This is a genomic window from Robbsia sp. KACC 23696, assembly GCF_039852015.1.
GTDB lineage: Bacteria > Pseudomonadota > Gammaproteobacteria > Burkholderiales > Burkholderiaceae > Robbsia.
This window is the reverse complement of record NZ_CP156626.1, coordinates 55,624-74,394: the sequence shown is the minus strand read 5'-3', so window position 1 is coordinate 74,394 and position 18,771 is coordinate 55,624. Positions and strand designations below refer to the sequence as shown.

At 65.2% G+C, this 18,771-nt stretch carries 11 protein-coding genes; 6 read left to right on the top strand and 5 right to left on the bottom strand.

Annotation, left to right across the window (positions count from 1 at the left end; all coding sequences use genetic code 11):
- Positions 1–4: 4 nt before the first annotated feature.
- The 5 genes from ABEG21_RS00275 to ABEG21_RS00255 all read right to left on the bottom strand — a co-directional run bounded on the left by ABEG21_RS00275 (position 5) and on the right by ABEG21_RS00255 (position 6,912).
- Positions 5–2,275, bottom strand: a complete 2,271-nt coding sequence (locus ABEG21_RS00275; RefSeq protein WP_347555317.1) for a xanthine dehydrogenase family protein molybdopterin-binding subunit — start codon at positions 2,273–2,275, stop codon at positions 5–7.
- A 20-nt stretch (positions 2,276–2,295) separates the two neighbouring features.
- The gene (locus ABEG21_RS00270; RefSeq protein WP_347555316.1) at positions 2,296–3,333 is read right to left on the bottom strand and encodes a xanthine dehydrogenase family protein subunit M; all 1,038 of its coding nucleotides are present in this window, start codon (positions 3,331–3,333) and stop codon (positions 2,296–2,298) included.
- A 69-nt stretch (positions 3,334–3,402) separates the two neighbouring features.
- Positions 3,403–3,912 (bottom strand): 2Fe-2S iron-sulfur cluster-binding protein, encoded by a 510-nt coding sequence (locus ABEG21_RS00265; protein WP_347556828.1) that lies wholly within the window; start codon positions 3,910–3,912, stop codon positions 3,403–3,405.
- 664 nt (positions 3,913–4,576) lie between these two features.
- Positions 4,577–5,599: a substrate-binding domain-containing protein gene (locus ABEG21_RS00260; RefSeq protein ID WP_347555315.1), complete on the bottom strand. Its 1,023-nt coding sequence runs from the start codon at positions 5,597–5,599 to the stop codon at positions 4,577–4,579.
- Between the two features lie 29 nt (positions 5,600–5,628).
- Positions 5,629–6,912 (bottom strand): serine hydrolase, encoded by a 1,284-nt coding sequence (locus tag ABEG21_RS00255; RefSeq protein WP_347555314.1) that lies wholly within the window; start codon positions 6,910–6,912, stop codon positions 5,629–5,631.
- A 350-nt stretch (positions 6,913–7,262) separates the two neighbouring features.
- Between ABEG21_RS00255 and ABEG21_RS00250 the strand changes: the two genes are divergently transcribed.
- The 6 genes from ABEG21_RS00250 (at position 7,263) to ABEG21_RS00225 (ending at position 18,768) form a co-directional block, all read left to right on the top strand.
- Positions 7,263–7,973 (top strand): FCD domain-containing protein, encoded by a 711-nt coding sequence (locus ABEG21_RS00250; RefSeq protein WP_347555313.1) that lies wholly within the window; start codon positions 7,263–7,265, stop codon positions 7,971–7,973.
- Positions 7,974–8,676: 703 nt separating this feature from the next.
- Entirely contained in the window at positions 8,677–9,879 is a 1,203-nt protein-coding gene (gene wecB, locus ABEG21_RS00245) for a UDP-N-acetylglucosamine 2-epimerase (non-hydrolyzing) (protein ID WP_347555312.1), read from the top strand.
- A gap of 188 nt (positions 9,880–10,067) precedes the next feature.
- Entirely contained in the window at positions 10,068–12,665 is a 2,598-nt protein-coding gene (locus ABEG21_RS00240) for a cellulose synthase (protein WP_347555311.1), read from the top strand.
- A 63-nt stretch (positions 12,666–12,728) separates the two neighbouring features.
- Complete coding sequence (locus ABEG21_RS00235; protein WP_347555310.1) at positions 12,729–14,936, top strand: glycosyl transferase family protein; 2,208 nt, start codon at positions 12,729–12,731, stop codon at positions 14,934–14,936.
- A complete protein-coding gene (locus ABEG21_RS00230) occupies positions 14,933–15,967 on the top strand; it encodes a hypothetical protein (RefSeq protein ID WP_347555309.1) in 1,035 nt (344 codons plus the stop codon). The genes ABEG21_RS00235 and ABEG21_RS00230 overlap by 4 nt, the downstream gene beginning before the upstream one ends.
- Complete coding sequence (locus ABEG21_RS00225) at positions 15,964–18,768, top strand: hypothetical protein (protein ID WP_347555308.1); 2,805 nt, start codon at positions 15,964–15,966, stop codon at positions 18,766–18,768. The genes ABEG21_RS00230 and ABEG21_RS00225 overlap by 4 nt, the downstream gene beginning before the upstream one ends.
- Positions 18,769–18,771: the final 3 nt, after the last annotated feature.

The window sequence follows — 18,771 nt, the reverse complement described above, 5'->3', positions numbered from 1 at the left end:
GGTATCACGCTTTCACAGTCGATCCCAGCAAGGTCTCCACATGCACCGGCAGGTCGCGCACTCGCACGCCGGTGGCGTGATGCACGGCAGCGGTCACCGCGGCCGCGAAGCCGGCCAGACCGATTTCGCCGATACCGCGCGCGCCGAGTTCGTTCAGGGCCGTGTCGGGATGGTCGAGAAAGGTCACATCGATATCGGGCGTATCGGCATTGCTGGCGACGATGTAGTCGGCCAGATTGCTGTTGATCGGCGCGCCGCTCCGTTCGTCGTATTCGGTGCGTTCGAACATCGCCATGCCCACGCCCATCATGATCGCGCCTTCGATCTGGTTTGCACCGGTCTTCGGATTGATCACCTTGCCGCCGTCGATCACGGTGACCACGCGTCGCACGCGCAGCCGCGCGATCTCCGGTTGCCAACCCACCTCGACGAAGTGCGCGCCGTAGGAGTGGATCGAGATCTGTTTGGCATTCGGATCGCTGCCGCTGGCGCCCGACTTGCCTTCGCCTTGGACGCCGTCCAAGCGCGCCGCGCGCAGCACTTGTGCAAACGGGACGCCGGCCGCGGCCGGTTGGCCGTTCAGATGCACGCGCCCTTCGCCGAAACCGAGATCGCTGGCCGCCTTGCCGGCGAACGGCGTCCCTTCGGCTCGAGTTGCCGCTTGCAGCAGCTTGCCGATCGCGTCGCGCGCGGCTTGCGACACCGCCGGCACCAGCGAGGCGGTCGCCATCGATCCGCCCGACATCGGTCCCGACGGCAACTGCGTATCGCCGATGGCGACCACGACCTGCGAGAGCGACACGCCGGCCTGCTGGGCGGCCATCTGTGCCAATACCGTATAGGTGCCGGTGCCGATATCCTGCGTGCCGCTGGAGACGCGCAAGGTGCCGTCGTCGCGGAACGCCACGGCCGCCTGCGCCGGCACGCGCTTCGCCATCCAGGACGCCGATGCCATGCCCCATCCCAGGATCTCATCGCCGGCGACGCCGGTGATCGGATTCGGGGTGGCCGGCGCGCGCATCGCCCCGATGGCCGGATCGCGTTTCTCCCAGCCGAACTTGTCGGCCCCCCGCTGCAGGCATTCGACCAGATGCCGCGACGAGAAGGGGACGCCGAGGCTTTCGTCCTGGGTCGGTTCATTCTTCAGCCGCAGCGCGACCGGGTCCATGTTCAAGGCCAGCGCCAATTCGTCCATCGCCGATTCGACGGCAAACAGGCCGGGCACCGCGCCGGGGCCGCGCATCGACGTGTCCGGTGCGATGTCGCGGCGGCTCGTGCCGCCGGTTACGCGCAGATTGGCGGTGGAGTAGAGATAGGGCGTGGCTTCGCCGCAATTCTCGGCGCGCTTGTCGAGCGCTGGCGCATGACAGACGAAGTCCTGCAGCAGCGCGGTCAGGCGGCCATCGCGGTTTGCGCCCAGTCGCAAGCGTTGCTGCGTATTGGGACGATGGCCGACCGTTTCGAACATCATCTTGCGCGTGACGACGAGCTTGATCGGACGGCGCAATTGGCGCGCCGCTCCGGCCGCCAGCACCGTATGCGTCCACGGCCAGAGCTTGCCGCCGAAACCGCCGCCGAGATATTCGGTGACGATACGGACGTGGTCTTTCGGCACGCCCAGGATCTGCGCCATCGCGCCCTGATGATTGACGATCGCCTGCGTCGACTCGTACAGCGTGTAATGGCTACCGTCGAAGACGGCAACGCTGGCGTGCAGCTCGATCGGATTATGCGTTTCGATCGGCGTCGTATAGGTGTGGTCGATCTTCACGTCGGCGCTTTGGAAGGCGCCTTCCGCATCGCCCCGTTCGCTGCCGACTTCCGGTTTCTCGTCGGGCGTCATGTGCGTGGCGACATTCGGCTGCCCGGCGCTGCGATACGTTGCCTGCACGGCCGATACGGCGGCGCTCGCTTCTTCGAACGTATCGGCCACGACCAATGCGATGTATTGCCCGTAGTAGCGGATCGTCGTGTCGTCGAGCGGCGGGCGCGACTCGTCGATCTTGATGCCGCTTTTCTTGTCGACGCGGTTGAAGCCGCCGATGTTCTCGTGTGTCAGAATCGCTCGCACGCCGGGCATGGCCGCCGCCGCGCGCGTATCAAGCGCGGTCAACTCGCCCTTGGCGATCGTCGCGGAGACGGGCACGGCGATCAGCATGCCGTCGAGCCGGCGATCCGAGGTGTAGTGGGCCCGGCCACTGCATTTCAAGGGGCCATCCACGCGCGTGATCGCGCTGCCGACGGCCATGGTCATGTCGCGATAGGAATCTCTCACAGTGCTTGCTCCGTTCGGGTTCAGACGCTGGCCGCGCCGGCGACGCGTCCGCAGGCGATGTTCAGCGCATGGATCAGACAGCGCCGGGCCATTTCCACCTTGAAGCCGTTCTGCGACTGCGGTTGCGCATGCGCGAGCACCGCATCGGCCGCCGCCGCAAACGTCGCGTCGTTCGCCTGCGCGTTGTTCAGCACGCGCTCCGCTTCCACTGCATGCCACGGCTTCGTGCCGACGCCGCCCATGGCCAGCCGGGCGAAGCGAATCCGCTCGCCGTCCATCGACACGATCGCGGCCGTGGATGCCAGCGCGAATTCGTACGATGCCCGGTCGCGCAGTTTCAGATAAATCGATCGGGTGCCCGTCAACGGCGGCGGCAGAATGACGGCCGTCACCAGTTCGCCCGGTTGTAGCACCGTTTCCTGCGACGGCGTATCGCCGGGCAGCAGATGGAATTCGTCGATCGGTACCTGGCGCTCCCGGTGCGGACCGCGGATGACGACAGTCGCGCCCAGGGCCACCAGCGCGACATTCATATCGGACGGGTTGCTCGCGATGCATTGCGCGCTGGTGCCAAGAATCGCCATCATCCGGTTTGCCCCGGTGCGCGCCGCGCAGCCGCTGCCGGGCACGCGCTTATTGCACGGCATTGCCGTATCTCGAAAATACATGCAGCGCGTGCGTTGCAGCAGATTGCCGCCGGTGCTCGCCATATTGCGCAACTGCGCCGACGCGCCGGAGAGCAGTGCCTGCGACAGCACCGGATAGTTACGCTGGACGATGGGGTGATTGGCAAGATCCGAATTGCGGACCATCGCGCCGACGACCAGTGCGCCGTCGGCACGCTGCGTGACTGCCGTCAGGGCGGGATCGGATTGGCCGAGCCGGTTCAGGTCGACCAATTGCTGCGGTTGCTCGACATCGAGCTTCATCAGGTCGACGAGCGTCGTGCCGCCGGCGAGAAAGCGCACGCTGGCGCCTTGCTGTGCCGTGGACGACTGGGCCGCCGCGTGGATCGCCGCCGCTGCGTCGACGGGGCGATCGAAAGTAAAGGTGCGCATCGTGGCACTCCGGAATCGGTAAGGGGAAGGCGATGGTCGCTGTGACCGATCGCGTCGCGGTGTCTGCGGTCAGGTCTTGCGCATGAAGCGCACGGATTGCACGGCCGAGACGATGTTCTTGTACGCGCCGCAGCGGCAAAGATTGCCGCTTATCGCTTCCCGCACTGCGGCATCGCTGTTGCCGCAAGGCTCCTGCAGCAATGCGGCGCCGGACATGATCTGTCCCGACGTGCAATAGCCGCATTGATAACCGTCGTGGTCGATGAAAGCCTGCTGCATCGGATGCAGCTTTCCGGGTTCGCCCAGCCCTTCGATCGTCGTGATCGTGTCGCCGTCATGCGCCACAGCGAGGCTCAGGCAGGCGTTGACCCGTCGGCCGTTCACATGGATCGTGCAGGCGCCGCACTGACCGTGGTCGCAGCCTTTCTTCGTGCCGGTCAAGGACAGCGATTCGCGTACGCAATCGAGCAAGGTCGTCCGCGGATCCAATTGCAACTGCGTGTCCTTGCCGTTCAACGTGAAGCGCACCGGAACGGCGCCGCTGCCGATCGGCGCGGCCGCCTGCGTGTGCGTGGCAATGTCCGGTTCGGACGGCAGCGGCGCATCGGCGCGCTCGGCGGCGGTATCGGCGTGGGCCAGATGCGAGACGGCAACACCGCTGACGCTGACCCAGGTCATGAAGGAGCGCCGGGTCATTTTCGATTGCAGGCCGTCGCTGTCGAGACCGCCATCGCCATCGGGCGGCATGTCCGTACCGTGGGCGGCACCGTTCGCTCGGCCGCGAGAGGCCGTGTGGGCACCTCCCTGTTGGGAATCGGTATGGGGGCCGAGCGTCGGGCAAGAAACGGCGGTGCCAGCCGGGGGGCGGCGCGTGATGTCGTTCGACATGGTCGTCCTGGATGAAAGTAGTGCGGGAAAGACTGCGGCGAGCGCAGACGATGCATCGGATGCAGTGCGGGTCACTGCCCCTCGCGGCCGTTCATCGACGGCTTTCGATCGTCAGGGTCTGAGCAAGTTCGATGCCTGGCATGCCGTAATCCCGCTCGGATAAGCCGTTGTATACCAAGGGAAATAGCGATTTCGAGCGCAGGAGAGACGGCGCCAGGGCGGCGCGGAATACGGCAGTGCAACGGGGAAGCGGAAGGGCGGCGCAGCGCTAAGCCGATGTGCCGAAAGGATAAACGTGAACCTGGCGGCGACGCGGTCGAGGGCGGTCCTCGACGCCGCGCCGCCGGGCGCGTCATTACGGGCTACGCTGCAATTGCGGCGACAGGCCGGCGGCGATGAAGGACAGCAAGGCGCGCGACTCGGTGGGGTGCGTCGATCGCGCGGTGACCGCGCCGGCATAGCGTGTGAAATATTGCACGCCGGCCGGCAATTCGCCGACGTATTGCACGCCCGGCGCGTCGCGCAACAAGCGTGCTTCCTCGATGACGAGGTCCGCATGCGCATGCGTCAGCGCGTGTCGGATATCGTCGGCGGGCACCATCTTCGAGCGTGACTTCATCCGGTCCGCCACGCCAAGTCGATCGAACAGCTTGACGACGTTGGCGCCGCTCGGGCCGCCCATTGCCGGGTCTTCGAAGACCACCGTGTGGGCGGCGAGCAAGGTGCGACGGAGCGCGGCGATCGTGCGGATATCGGGAATCGCCTGGCCCTTCGGCACGGCCAGGCCGATGCCGACCTTCGGCAGCGCGGTGCCGCTGTGCGGTGCGATCAGGCCCTGGCCGAGCATCTGCGCGATGTCGGCCTCGGTGGCGATGACGATATCGAAAGCGTGCGTCTGCGATGCATGTGGGCCGTGCGATGCACTCCCCGCCTGTCCTGCATCGGCCGGCTCGCTCGATCCCTCGCGCACGCTGGCGGGCGCGTTGCCGGCCGTCGTGACATGCACGGTGACCGGCAAGCCGGTGTGCGCCGTAAAGGTCCGCGCGACATCGCGTATCGCATAAGCGTAAGCGGTCGGTACGACCACGCGCAATCGGGGCCCGGTAGCGTTGCGTGCGCCGCCGCTGCCGTGTTCGTGATCGGTGCCCGCATCCGGCGTGGCAGGCGCTCCGGCCGCCGCCGGTGACGATGCTGCCGTACCGGACGCTACTGCGGCAACGGTCGCCGGTGGCTGGCTGCCGGTTATGTCGATCGTGCCGACCGGCGCGGCGGCAGGATTGCCATCGGCATGGGCGATGCTGGTGAACAGCGCGAAGGCCGCGGCGATAGACGCGGCGCGCGCGGTGTAGGTGACTCTGGAAATCGGCAAATAGGGCATGACATCCTTTTTAGCTACATCCCGGGTTGTCACGACTGCAACGAGCAGTCGAGCCAATGGCGGATCTTGATCGCGTCATCGACATCGCCTTGCGGCGTCGGCGAGCCTAGCAGGACCATCGTGATCGGATGGCCGTGTACATCGAGCCGCATCATCATCGAGTGACCGGCTTCGTTGATGAATCCGGTTTTCTGCAAGGCCACGGGCCAATGGCTCAGCCGTACCAGGCGATTGGAATTCACATAGACCAGCTCACCATGGCCCGGATGAACGATGTCCCACTTATCGGTGCTGAAGCGACGCAGTAGCGGATCCAATGCCGCGTGGTCCACGAGCTTCGCCAGATCTTCGGCCGTCGACACGTTGTGCGGCGAGAGACCGGTCGGGTTGTCGAAGTGCGTGCGTCGCATACCGAGTGCCCGCGCCTTCGCATTCATCGCCTGCATGAAGGCCGGGCGTCCGCCGGGATAGTCGCGGCTCAAGGCCGCCGCGGCGCGATTCTCCGACGACATCAGCGCGATATGGAACATATCGGCGCGCGACAGCGTCGATCCCACTTTCAAGCGCGAGTGCGTGAACTTGATGTAATCCTTGTCGGCGGCGGTGACGGTGAGTTTGTCGGACAACGGGCGATGGCTATCGCGTGCCACCACCGCCGTCATCATCTTCGACAAGGAAGCGATCGGGCGCACGCGCGTGGCGTCCTTCGTCAACAGGACCTTGCCGGAGCGCGCGTCCCGCACATAGATGGCGCGGGTCCGCAGCGCGTGGCGCGCATGGGGCGTATAACCGCAGCGCGCCAACAGCGTCGGTCCGCTTGGCGCCAGGCGCGATGCAAGCGATCCGCTCGGCGCGACGCGCGTCTGAATCGGCCCGCGTGCTTCCGCCGTGGCGCCCATCAACGCGGCCGCCGTGGCGGCACTCGGGGACACGCGCGGCACCTGTACTTTCGCATGGCGCGTCGCCCTTTGCGCTTTGCTCGGCCGCTTTGCGATACGGGTGTGTGCCGGCGTCGTCCGTGGATGATGTCGGGGTTTGAGCGTCTGTTTTGCTTTCGGCTTTGCCGTTGCCTTGAGCGTGGGCTTCGGCGCCGCGACATGGGTCCGATGGTGCGTGGTGCGACCATGCGGCGAACGGGGCGGCTTCTGCGCATGCGGACGACTCTTGACGGCCGGTGCTGCCGCACGGTGTGGGGAGCGGTGCGCCGTGCGGGCATCCTGCGCGAAGGTCACATGCGGCCAGACCATCGCGGCAATCGACAAGCAGAGGGAGAGAGACAGTAAAAGGGCGGAGGGGGCGGCTAGGCCGGTCAATGCGGGTACTCCTTCGTTCGGGTGTGCGGCGTTTTAGGGACGCCGCTCAGGGAATGGAAAAATCGCGCGGGTAGCGGGATTTTACGCCTCATGGTTTGGGCGCCATCTCGTAATACCGTCCCGACGTCGACATCGCACCGTCCGTCGATCCCCGTGTCGTCGCGCATCTGTTGCTTATCGGTGTGCAATTCGTTCGACGCGCTTGCCGTGGCGTCTTTCTCTCTAATCGATTCGGTTACACTGATTTCATCAAACGCCGGGCGCCTTTTCAGGGACAGATATCGACCGCCGACGCCCGGTGACAATATCTGAAACGGATATGTCCGATTCCGTCAAAAAGAAGCAGAGGAATGATGGAGACCTTACATCGGCGCGTGATCACGCAATTGGGTGAACGTATTTGCGCGGGCGATATTCCGCCCGGCGGTCTGCTGCCGGCAGAGCCGGTCCTGGCGCAGCAATACGATGTAAGTCGCATCACGATTCGCGAGGCCGTCAAAGGCTTATCGGCAAAAGGAATGCTCGCGGTGCGCCGCAAGCTCGGTACCATCGTGCTGCCGCGTTCCGAGTGGCAGTTGTTCGATCCCGATGTCATGCGCTGGCGTGCGGCAACCGGTGCCGTCGATGCGCAACTGTTCGCGGATCTGCTGGAGTTACGCCGCCTTATCGAGCCTGCCGCCGCGCGAATGGCCGCCGTCCGTGCGACCGACGAAGATCGTCGTGCGCTCCGTGCCGCCTTCGACGCGATGGCACGCGCGGTGGAGGGCGAAGGCGAATATGTCACTGCCGATGTGACCTTTCATGGCGTGGTGCTCAGGGCGTGTCGCAACCAGTTCGTCCAGCAAATGCAAAACGCGATGTCGGCGATCCTGCAGGCCAGCTTCGATATTGGGATAAAGGCGCATGGTGCAGCCGAGCGGTCGCTGCCGATGCACGAGGCGCTCTGCGTCGCGATCGAGGCCAAGGATCCGGAAGCATCGGCGGTCGCGGCACTGTCCGTGCTGCGCCAGGCGGAGTTGGATCTGGAGGCGCATTTCGGCTTGCTGGGCGGCGGCGTGTAACAGAGTTCCCTTCGAATTGTAAAAATCCGTAACCAAGCGGACTGATCGGTACATTCCCAGATAATATTTTCCCAACATGCTGTAGAGTGAGACGGTACCTTGCATCGGCGCGATGGGTTTGCCGATCGCTATTAGCGGGCCCCTTTTCACGATGGCGGATGTCGCCGCGCAGTATCGATAACGATTGAGCCGGTCGTGAATCCGTGCGCGAACGCTACGCGCCAAGCAGGGATATCACGCTAAAAAGCACGGGCAAACCGTGCAACCGGCAGAGGGAGACGGCCGTTTTTTTCGCACTCGGGGCATCACCGGCGACGCAGCCCGGCATCCCCCGCGCAATGATGTTCAGCGCTCGAAAACGATTCATTTATGGGTATTTGCCGAGGCTTGCGCAATGGACTACGTCGTTGCCATCGCCATAACCCGTTTAACACGGGCGAATACCCTACTCGGGGGATTGGCGCGAAAGTTTTCGCGCAACGGGCCTGCGCTGGATACATTTGATAACAAATCGATCGATCTGCTGCATTCCTTAATTAAATCATAGGCATACGGAATTCTGCCTCGCCTGTTTCGCAATCGAGGTTCGGATGCGTTAGGGGCGCTGTGCCTATGATAAGACAGACGTTCGGAGTATCGCGCTCGTGTTTTCGGTGCGGTACTTCGAAAAGCGATTTGCATCACCAGAATCAGGGAAGCCCGAATGACTACCCGTATCCTCTCGATTTTTGGCACACGACCGGAGGCGATCAAGATGGCGCCTCTCGTCCACTTGCTATCGCGAGAAGCAGACATCGAATCGATTGTCTGCGTGACCGGCCAACACCGCGCCATGCTGGATCAGGTGCTGTCTATTTTTGAGATAACGCCGACGGTCGATCTGTCCGTCATGACCGAGAACCAATCCTTAAACGGGTTGGCCGGGCGCATGCTGTCCGCGCTGGATGACGTGCTGGTCGAGCACGCGCCGGACCGCGTCTTGGTGCATGGCGATACGACCACGGCCACCACGGCGGCCATGGCGGCATTCCATCGCCGAATTCCTGTGGCGCACGTGGAAGCGGGATTACGCACTGGCGATCTGGCCTCGCCCTGGCCGGAAGAAATGAACCGGCGCGTGATCGACGTCATCAGCGACCTGATGTTCGCGCCCACGCCATCGGCGCGCGACAAATTGCAGGCCGAGTCATTGAGCGGTCGTATCGTCGTCACCGGCAATACCGTTATCGATGCCTTGCGCGTCATCGCACAAAAGATCGAAGCCGACCCGGCATTGCGCGCACGTCTCGATGCGGCGCTGCCCACGCTCGATCCGGCGTTGCCGGTGCTATTGGTAACCGGTCATCGCCGCGAGAATTTCGGAGATGGTTTCGAGCAGATCTGCGGCGCGCTGCATGATCTGGCACGTACTAATCGTATCCAGATTGTTTATCCGGTCCATCTCAATCCGCAGGTTCAGGAACCGGTCAATGCAATCCTTGGCGACGCGCCGAATGTCCATCTGATCCCGCCGCTCGATTATTTGAGTTTCGTGCGTTTGATGCAGCGCGCGGCGATTATCCTCACCGACTCCGGCGGCATCCAGGAAGAGGCGCCCTCGCTTGGCAAGCCGGTCCTCGTCATGCGGGAAGTGACCGAACGTTCCGAGGCCGTCGAGGCCGGGACCGTGCGGCTCGTCGGGACGAATCGCAAAGCCATTCGCAATGGCGTGCTGTCCTGTCTGGAACGGCTGGCCATGGCCGATCCGGCTGCCGCCAGCGCTACCTTCGACATCAACCCGTATGGGGACGGGCATGCCTGCGAACGCATCGCAGGCGTGTTGGCCGGGCGCGATGTCCACGAGTTCGAACCGATGCCGGTGAAGGCGCGTGGAAATGTCTCGCCGTTGTTTCGCGCGATTGCCTGACGACGACATCCGCCGCAGCGCGTGTCGCGCCCGCGGAAGAAACACACCGATAGCAAGCAGACCGCCAAGCAAGGCAGGCCGCCCTCTCTGTGTCTCGTGGTGCCGACGTATCGATACGTCGCGACGGGTGCTGCCGGCCGGCTGGCCGACACCCCTTGGCCCCTTTTTTTGCCGAGTAAGGAGTTCCCTTGAAAGCCGTGTCCCTGTCCCTTCAAGCACGTTCAGTCATACGTCACGCGATTGGCGCGTCACTGGTAACGGTGCTGTGCGCGGAGGGCGCGGTCATGGCCGCACCGTACGACGCCCACGGTGCGCATCGGACGCCGGTAAAGGCGAGCCGGGCGGCTTCCGCGACGCCGGCAACGCAGACATCGGATACCGCTGCTTCGGGCACGGTCGCCACCGATGCGCCGTCCCCGGCATCCGCGGTTGCGGCGGCCGATACCACGCCGCGCACCCCGGTGGGCGGCAACGGCAGCCTCGCCGATGCCTTCGCCGGCGTGGGGCAATCCATCGTCAGCCGCACGGTGGCGCTGCGACAGCTGGGCGTGCCGGAGGTCGATCCGCTCGATACCACCAGCAGCGTGCGCGAATATTATTTCCCAGTGCCCGAAGGCGTGCCGCTCGGCAAGCCGACCTTGAATTTCGATGGCAGCTATATGCGGGGCGATGGCGGGCGGACCACGCTGGTGCTGTCGCTCGACGGCTCGCCGGTGTCGTCGCGTGCGATCACCGCGACCGATGGCGATGCCGGCCTGGCCTTGGGCGTCAGCGGTGCCGCGCGGGATCGCGGCTTTCTGCGCTTCGGCGTCCGCTGGTGGACGATCCTCGATGTGTATCGCTGCGTGAACCAGCCGTTCCGCGGCAACATCCTGCGCGTGGATACCGGCACGCGGCTGAACTATAGCTACGACACCCGTGCCGTCCGCGATCTGCGCGCAGCGTGGAGTGCCTTGCCGCGTGATCCGGCCGTGATCGTCGGATCGGGCTCGGTCTCGGCCGGCGCGTTCGATGCCGCATGGCGCACGGGCGAACTGCTCGAACAGGATGGCACGGCGCCGCAATTCCACGCCTTCCCGAAAGCCGGCGACACGATCGACCTGAGCAAGGTCAGGGTGCCGGCGGCACTGCGATCGATCCCGGCCTTTGCTGCGTTAAACGGCAGCGGCAACCACACGCTCGCGAACGATGCCGAGGCTGCGGCCTTGCTGGTCGTCGGCTCGTCGCGCGCTTTCCAGGCCGACTTCGTCGTCATGGACGACGCCTTGCGCAGCCTGTTGAACCGCGAAGTCGACGCCTTGGGCACCGAAGTGAACGCCGCCGGCCCGCAAGCCACGCAGGCTTTCGACGGCTGGCGCAACGGCGCATTGAATGGACTGACCGCGCCGCTGGAGCAGGGGCAGGCACGCGTCGCGCATGTCGCCGGTCAGGCGATCATCGTGTTGGGCGACCGTCAGGCGGTGGATACCTTCTCGGCAATCTGGCGCCCGATCGATGTCTCGAACAATCTGGTCGTGCATGATGCGGTGGCGCCGATCATGGGCCAGAGCGACAAGATCTCGCTTGCCGCACTTGGTGCGCAGCCGGAGGCGGTGGGCGTGCAACGTGTCACCGACTGGTCCGCGCTTTTCGATCTCGGTGCCGTCAGTTCGAAGGGACGGCAGCCGAAGCAGGTCGTGCTCGATCTGGCAGGCTCCCCCGATAGCGAAAACACGCCAGTCGTGGCATCGGTCTTCATGAACGACACGCTGGTGGGCGCCAAGCTGCTGAATATGGACGGCCGCGAACAGCGCGTCAGCTTCGATATCCCGCAATACACGCTGGGCGCGCGCAGTCAGCTGCGCATCCATTTCGAGCGCGAATCGAATACCGGTTGCCGTAACTCCGAGGGCGGCCCGGTCGCGATTCTGCCGACCAGTCATCTGCTGCTCGGCACCGCCACGCCGACGGCGGACTTCACCGGCATGGCGTCGCGCTTCGCCGACGGCGTCAATGTGATCGTGCCGGCTGCGTCGCTCGATACGGCCCCTGATGCATTGGCGCGTCTGACGCGGATTGCCACCGTCTCGGCGGTTTCGCCGCATCATGCGACGTTGACGGTCGTGCCGGCCGGTCAGAAGGCCAGCGTCTCGGGCACCTTCCTGGCCGTCGATGCGCCGATGGACGCGCTGTCGGGGGCACCGTTGTCGCTCTCGGACGATCGGATGAAGATCACCGCGCCGAACAATCGGGTGATCTGGGATGCCAATGGCGTGGGGCAGCGTGATGGGGCGAACGCCGGCGTCGGCTTGCTTGACGTCGAGCATACCGCCGACCATTACGGCATCGTGTATCGGCATGCCGGTCGGCAGAACGTGTCGATCGCCAACAATCTGGATATCGGTCCGGGCAATGTCGCCGTCTTCGATCACAGTGGTCTGCTGAAGGGCATGGACACCGATCACCTCGACGGCATCAACGAGAGTGGCCTGGCCAAGGCCGCCGCCTGGACGCGTCTGCGGCTGAGCTGGGTCATTCCGCTGGCCTTGCTGCTTGCCTTCCTGCTGCTGGTCATCGTGGCGGCGCTGGCGCGCAGTCGCGCAAGCCGTCGACGCGAACTGGCAGCGCATAACCGTGGCTTGGCCTACGACGATGTCGGCGACACGCGCAACGGGAACGGCAACGGCCGGGCCAATGGCAATGGCAATGGGCATGCGAACGGTAACGGTAACGGTAACGGTAACGGCAACGGGGCATCGGGAAGCACGGCCAAACCGCCTGCCAGTCCCACGGATCGCAAGCCATAAGCGGGGCGCCAATGAATGATGTCGATTGCGGTCGTCATGACCGCATCCTGAAGGGCGCCGCGCATGACGGTCTATAGCGCCTACTACGTCGCGGAGTACTACAAGGTCCTTGAGTACTGCGCGTCCTTTCTCGCCACGCTGATCCTGTTTTCCAGCCTCGACGACCTGTTCATCGATGCCTGGTTCTGGGTCCGCGAGATCTACCGTTCGCTGACGATCAAGCGCAACTATCGTCCGTTGACGGTCGCGCAATTGCGCGGTCGCGACGAGCAGATGCTGGCGATCATGGTGCCCGCGTGGCACGAGCACGATGTGATCGCCGCGATGATCGAGGATGCGGTGCGGGTGCTCGAATATCGCAACTACGTGATCTTCGTCGGTACCTACCAGAACGATGCCGCCACGATCGATCAGGTCGAACGGATGCGTCGTCGCTATAAGCAGTTGCGCCGCGTGGAAGTCCCGCACGACGGTCCCACGTGCAAGGCCGACTGCCTGAACTGGGTGGTGCAGGCGGTGCTCCACTACGAACAGCAGCACGGCATGCTGTTCGCCGGCATGGTCATGCACGACAGCGAGGACGTGCTGCATCCGCTCGAATTGAAGTTCTTCAATTACCTGCTGCCGCGCAAGGACATGATTCAGTTGCCGGTGGTGTCGCTCGAGCGGAACTGGTATGAGCTCGTCGCCGGCACCTATATGGACGAGTTCGCCGAGTGGCACGGCAAGGATCTGGTCGTGCGCGAAAGCATCACGGGCACCGTGCCGTCGGCGGGCACCGGCACCTGTTTCTCGCGTCGCGCGATGCAGCGATTGATCGAGACCACGGACCGCCAACCGTTCAACCCGGACAGCCTGACCGAAGACTACGACGTCGGCACACGACTCGGTCGCATGGGCATGACATCGATCTTCGCGCGTTTCCCGGTGCAGTTCCGCACCCTGCGCACGCGCCTGTTCGGGCTGCTGCCGCCAAAGGAATTCACGCTGACGATGCCGCTGTGCGTGCGCGAATATTTTCCGGACAATCTGCGTGCCGCCTATCGGCAGAAGGCCCGCTGGGTGATGGGGATCGGCCTGCAGAATTGGCAGCAGACCGGCTGGACCGGCACGTTCGCGCAACGCTATTTGCTGTTCCGCGATCGCAAGAGCATCGTCACCGCCTTTATCGGCATGTTCGCTTATGTGGTGGCGATTCAGTATCTGGTGCTGATCATCGTCGCGGGGATCGGCTTCGATTGGCTGCCGATACCGTCGCCGGTGATCGAGGCGCGGTGGCTGCGTTTCGTGCTCGTCGTCAATGCGGTGATGGTCATCCTGCGCGTCACGCAACGCGCCTATTTCGTTTCGCGGCTGTATGGGTGGGAGCAGGCCTTGATCGCCATCCCCCGCAGCGTGGTCAGCAATTTCGTCAACTTCCTGGCGGTCACGCGCGCCTGGCGCCTGTTCAGCTATCACCTGTTCACGGGCAAGCGTCTGGTCTGGGACAAGACGATGCACGACTTCCCGTCGGAAGACGGCCTCGTCGCCGGGCGCCATCTGCGGCTCGGGGAATTGCTGGTGTCCTGGCAGGCCATCGAACCAGCGCAATTGGAAGAGGCGTTGCAGGACGACTTCGCGCGGCAGGTGCCTTTGGGGCGTGTCCTGATGACGCGCGGCTGGCTCGACGAAGAGACGCTGGCCGAGGCGATTGCCTTCCAGGGCGATATCGAGCGCGCGCATTTCGATCCCGCCATTATCGAAGCGAATCGAGACCGTTTGCCGCTCGACGTCGCCACGCAGCACAGCGTGCTGGTGCATGGCGAGGACGAACTGGGCCATACGATCCTGCTCAGTTCCAGCGTCCTGTCGAACGAGACGCTGGCGGAACTCGCCGCCGCGATGGGCTATGACGACGTGCATCGCGTCGCGCAGCAGGTCGCCAGCGAGAGCGAAATCGCGACCGGCATCCGGATGTTACGCGGCACGCGAACCGACGAGGCGGTCAAGCAAACGCGCGTGCCCTTGCTCGGCGACTTGTTGATCGAATTCGGCTATGTAACGCGCGAGCACTTTTTTGAGGTGCTGTCGCGCTACAAGCCGGAGCGTCATGGACGGATCGGGGACTTCATGGTCGCCGAGGGCGTGATCACGCCGGAGGGCTTGCAGGCCGCCATCGCGGCGCAGGCGCGCGCCCGGGAAGTCACCGCCGCGCAGCCGGTGCCGGCGTGGGCGCTGCCGCATCCACCGGGCGACGATATGCCGGCGGGCGCGATGTTGGGGGCCACATGAAGGCCGGGCGTCGCACGGTGCTGCGAGCCATGGCGCGTCATGGCTCGGCGGCCTTGGTGCTCGGCCGTGGCGGCTTGTGGAAAACGCTCGCCGGTACGCCGCTCGGCGTCTCGACGGCGTCCGCGTTCGCGGCGTCGTGCGCCACGCCGCTATTGGGCGGCTGCCAGGCACCCGGGCTGGCGCAAGGATTGGTCTGGCAGCTCGACAATGCGCACATCGATCCGGCGGGCCGATGGGATGCCTTGGGCGTGACCGACCTGATGGTGCAGTGGAGCGCGGTCGACGGCATTGCCTTCGTGCCGCTGCCCGATCCTGCGGAATCGGCGGCATTCAGCCCGGCGCCGCGCCTGCCCGAGTGGCGTCGGATCGCCGACATGCCCTGGGCGCAGCGCATCCTGATGGGGCTGGCGGGGATGTCGAGCGAGCCGCACGCGCGGGCGGCGATACCGACGCTCGTGGCGCAATCGCGGCAGTTGGCCGAGGCGATCCGACGGCAGCGCAGCGACAACGGCACGATGCCGTTGGACATCGAGGGATGGTATTTCCCGGTCGAGGTCGATCCCACGTGGGCACAGGCGCCGCAGTTGCGCGAAGCGCTTGCGAACCTGCCGCGGCCCTTGTGGATCAGTGTCTACGACCGCTCGAATATCGGCGGCGCGGCGTTGGCGCGCTGGCTCGCCTCCTGGCTAGCCGACGACATCGGCGTGCTGTTTCAGGACGGCGTGGGCGTGTACGCCCGTACCGCGCCCGTGGCGCGCAGCTATGTGGATGCCCTCGTCGGCCGTTTTGGCGCCCAGCGCGTGCGCGTCATTGCCGAGGCGTTTCGCCCGCTGCCGCCCGTGCGAGGGGACACGCCGGCAAGCGCTGCGGCAGCGGAGACGGCGGCGGCCTCCGCGCCCGCGCCGCTTTTTCGTGCCGCGACGGCCGACGAACTCCGGCCGCAATTACTGGCTTATCAAGGCTATCGCGTCTATCTGTTCGACGGACCTCACTATGTTTCCAATCAACTCGTCGAGCGGCTATTGCAATGACTGATCGACGCATTCCTCTTGCGCTGCGCCGCGTCGCACCGCTGCTGCTGGGCGGCGTGATCGCGCTTGCGCATGCGGACGCGACGCTGCCCTTGCCGCTAAGCGGTTCGGCCTATGCGGTGGCGCAACAAGCGCAAGACGATTACAACGCGCGCCGGTACGACGCCAGCGCGTCGCAGGCACGTGAAGCGATCCGGCAGCGCCCGGACGTGCTCGCGCTGCGTCTGCTGCTGGCCAATGCGCTTGCGGCGGGCGGCCATCAAAGCGATGCGATCAAGGTCATCGATGACGCGCACAAGGCCTTTGGCGATCAGCGTGCGCTCACGGCCCGACGGCAGCAGATTCTGCTAGCCGGGCGACCCTATACGCCGACGCCAGCGTTCCTTGCCGCTCAGGATGCCTATCGGGCGTATGCGCGACAGGATTATCCGGCTGCGCAGGAAGCGGCGCGGCATTCGCTGGATCTGGATCCGAATTCGATGGCGATGCGCCTGTTGATGGTCGACACGCTGGCGGCGCAACACAAGGACGCGGAGGCCTACACGGCGATCCAGCGCGCACTGGCGATGGACCCAAGCGCGCCGCAAACAGCGGCTGGCACTGCGGGGACGTCAGGTCGCGGCGATGCCAATACGGCGGCTCTGTCACAAGCCGATGCGGCGCGCGATTTGGCCGACCGACGCGCGGTGGTCGGTGCACGCCTCGCCATTCCGGACGCGAGTGCCGCCGCGCTTGCCTTGAAAACGGGCGACACGCCGCAGGCCGTCAAGGAGGCCAAGACCGCCGTGATGTTCGCGCCGAACGACCCGACGTATCGCGAATTGCTGATCGCCGCCTTGCTAGCGGACAAGCAGCCGGCCTTGGCCGACGCGGCGGCGACCGAGGCCATGGCGCTGCACAGCGCGACCGGCGCGAGCGATAGCGATCCCGCCGGCGCGACGTTCTGTGTATGGCGTGCTTTCGCCCGCGCCCAGCAAAGCCAGCGTGCGGAGGCGATCGCCGATGCGAGGTCGGCACTCGGCAAACTGCCGTCGCTCGACGCGACGCCCTATCCCGTCGCCGCGCCGCGTCCCGACAATGCTGACAAGGCCGCCGATGCGACGCCGGCCGACACTGCCGTCAATGTCGCCCTGGCGGCGCGGACACGCGTCATCAACGCGCGCCTCAGTATTGCCGACCTCGCCTTGTATCTGAGCGATGCCCCGCTGGCACGCGCCGCGCTCCAGCCCTTGCACGACGCCCTCGCACGGTCCGGTGGCGGCGCGAGCATGGCGCCGACCGACATCAATTCGGTGGCGGTGACGCAGCGCTGGCACGAAGCGGAAGCGTTGACGGCCGGCCACGAACCGACACTCGCGCGCCTGTATCCGCCACCGCCGCGGCCCACGCCCGACACCGATGCCGGCATGACCCCGGATCTGATGGCCGCCTCGTCGCAGCAACGCGCTATCGCGATCCCGGCGCCGGGTTCCGCATCGATATCGGGCGTTGCAAATCGCGGTCCGGTCGCGCCGCCGATCCTGGACTGCACGCTGAGCACCTATGGCCCGGCGTGCATGACCTATCCCTACGATCCGGCCTACGACGCCTATCAAGCCGGCGCGCGCGCCTTCGATCGGCGCGACTATGCGGCGGCGGTCCGCGGCGCGCGCGACGCGGTGCGCATCGCCCCCGACGACGCATCGCATCAGCTCTTGCTGATCGATGCGTTGGATGCCGATGGACGGCAGTCCGAGGCACGCAGCGTGGCCGGCAATGCGGTAGCGCATGGCGTGCTCGATGCGGTGCCGGATCTGCAGGCCGGCTATCTGGCCGCGGCGGCGAATCGGCCGAAGCTGGCTGCCGCCCGCTTTCAGCGCGCCGATGCGAATGGCGACCTGCCGCCGTCCGGCTATCTCGACGCGGGCTATGCAATGTTGCAGACCGGCGATGCACCGCTGGCCAGTGGCTATTTCAAACGCGCGATCGATGCGCACGACGCCGGCACGATCACGATCCCGCCGCCGGTATTGCTCGACACGCGCCGCACGGAAAGCGAGATCGATCGACGCGGCGGCGTCACCGTCTCCACCAGCTACCGGCCCGGCGTTGCATCGGGGCTCGAGAACAACCCAAGCGCCAGCGGCTCGAACAAATCGCTACAGACGTCGGTAGAAGGCTATTGGCGTCCGTGGGGCTATATGGGCGGCCATATGGTCGAAGTCTACGCGCGCGTCAGCGGCACCTTGTGGGATGACCGTTCCGGCTTCGCGTCGGCATCGAATAGCGGCGCGCGCGATGCCGGTATTGCCAGTTTGTCGGGTGCCGTGGGGATCCGCGGTCGGCCTTTCGCCCGACAAAATCTGGTGCTCGCCTTGGAGCGCGAGATTCCGATCGGCCGCAACGCCACGTCGGACTGGCTGGCGCGGGCCGCCTATTCGAATGGCTTCGGCACGCAGATTCGTTACGACGTGCCGAGTTGGTGGACTGGCACGTTCTACGGCGAAGTGGGGCGTTATCTCGAGGCGGGCAAGAACTACTGGACCACCGAAGCCGATCTGGGACGGACCTATCGTATCGATGCGATCAAGCCGGAAGCGACGATCTTCCCGTACGCGGTTATCGGCGGTGACTACAACCAGTTGACCAACAACGGCTATGGCGTCGGTATCGGGGTGGGAGCGACGTTCCGCTACCAGTTCCGTGAGGACCGCTATCACGCGCCGCAATCGTATCTGCAGGCCAGCGTGCAGTATCGCTTCCGCATTGCGGGCGATGACCGCGCGCAGGGCGTCTTCATCAATCTGACCTACGGCTATTGACGC

Bases quoted from the DNA above. Each gene is read 5' to 3' on its own strand.
- ABEG21_RS00270 (WP_347555316.1), bottom strand. From the start codon at position 3,333: ATGCGCACCTTTACTTTCGATCGCCCCGTCGACGCAGCGGCGGCGATC.
- ABEG21_RS00260 (WP_347555315.1), bottom strand. From the start codon at position 5,599: ATGCCCTATTTGCCGATTTCCAGAGTCACCTACACCGCGCGCGCCGCG.
- ABEG21_RS00250 (WP_347555313.1), top strand. From the start codon at position 7,263: ATGATGGAGACCTTACATCGGCGCGTGATCACGCAATTGGGTGAACGT.
- wecB (WP_347555312.1), top strand. From the start codon at position 8,677: ATGACTACCCGTATCCTCTCGATTTTTGGCACACGACCGGAGGCGATC.
- ABEG21_RS00235 (WP_347555310.1), top strand. From the start codon at position 12,729: ATGACGGTCTATAGCGCCTACTACGTCGCGGAGTACTACAAGGTCCTT.
- ABEG21_RS00230 (WP_347555309.1), top strand. From the start codon at position 14,933: ATGAAGGCCGGGCGTCGCACGGTGCTGCGAGCCATGGCGCGTCATGGC.
- ABEG21_RS00225 (WP_347555308.1), top strand. From the start codon at position 15,964: ATGACTGATCGACGCATTCCTCTTGCGCTGCGCCGCGTCGCACCGCTG.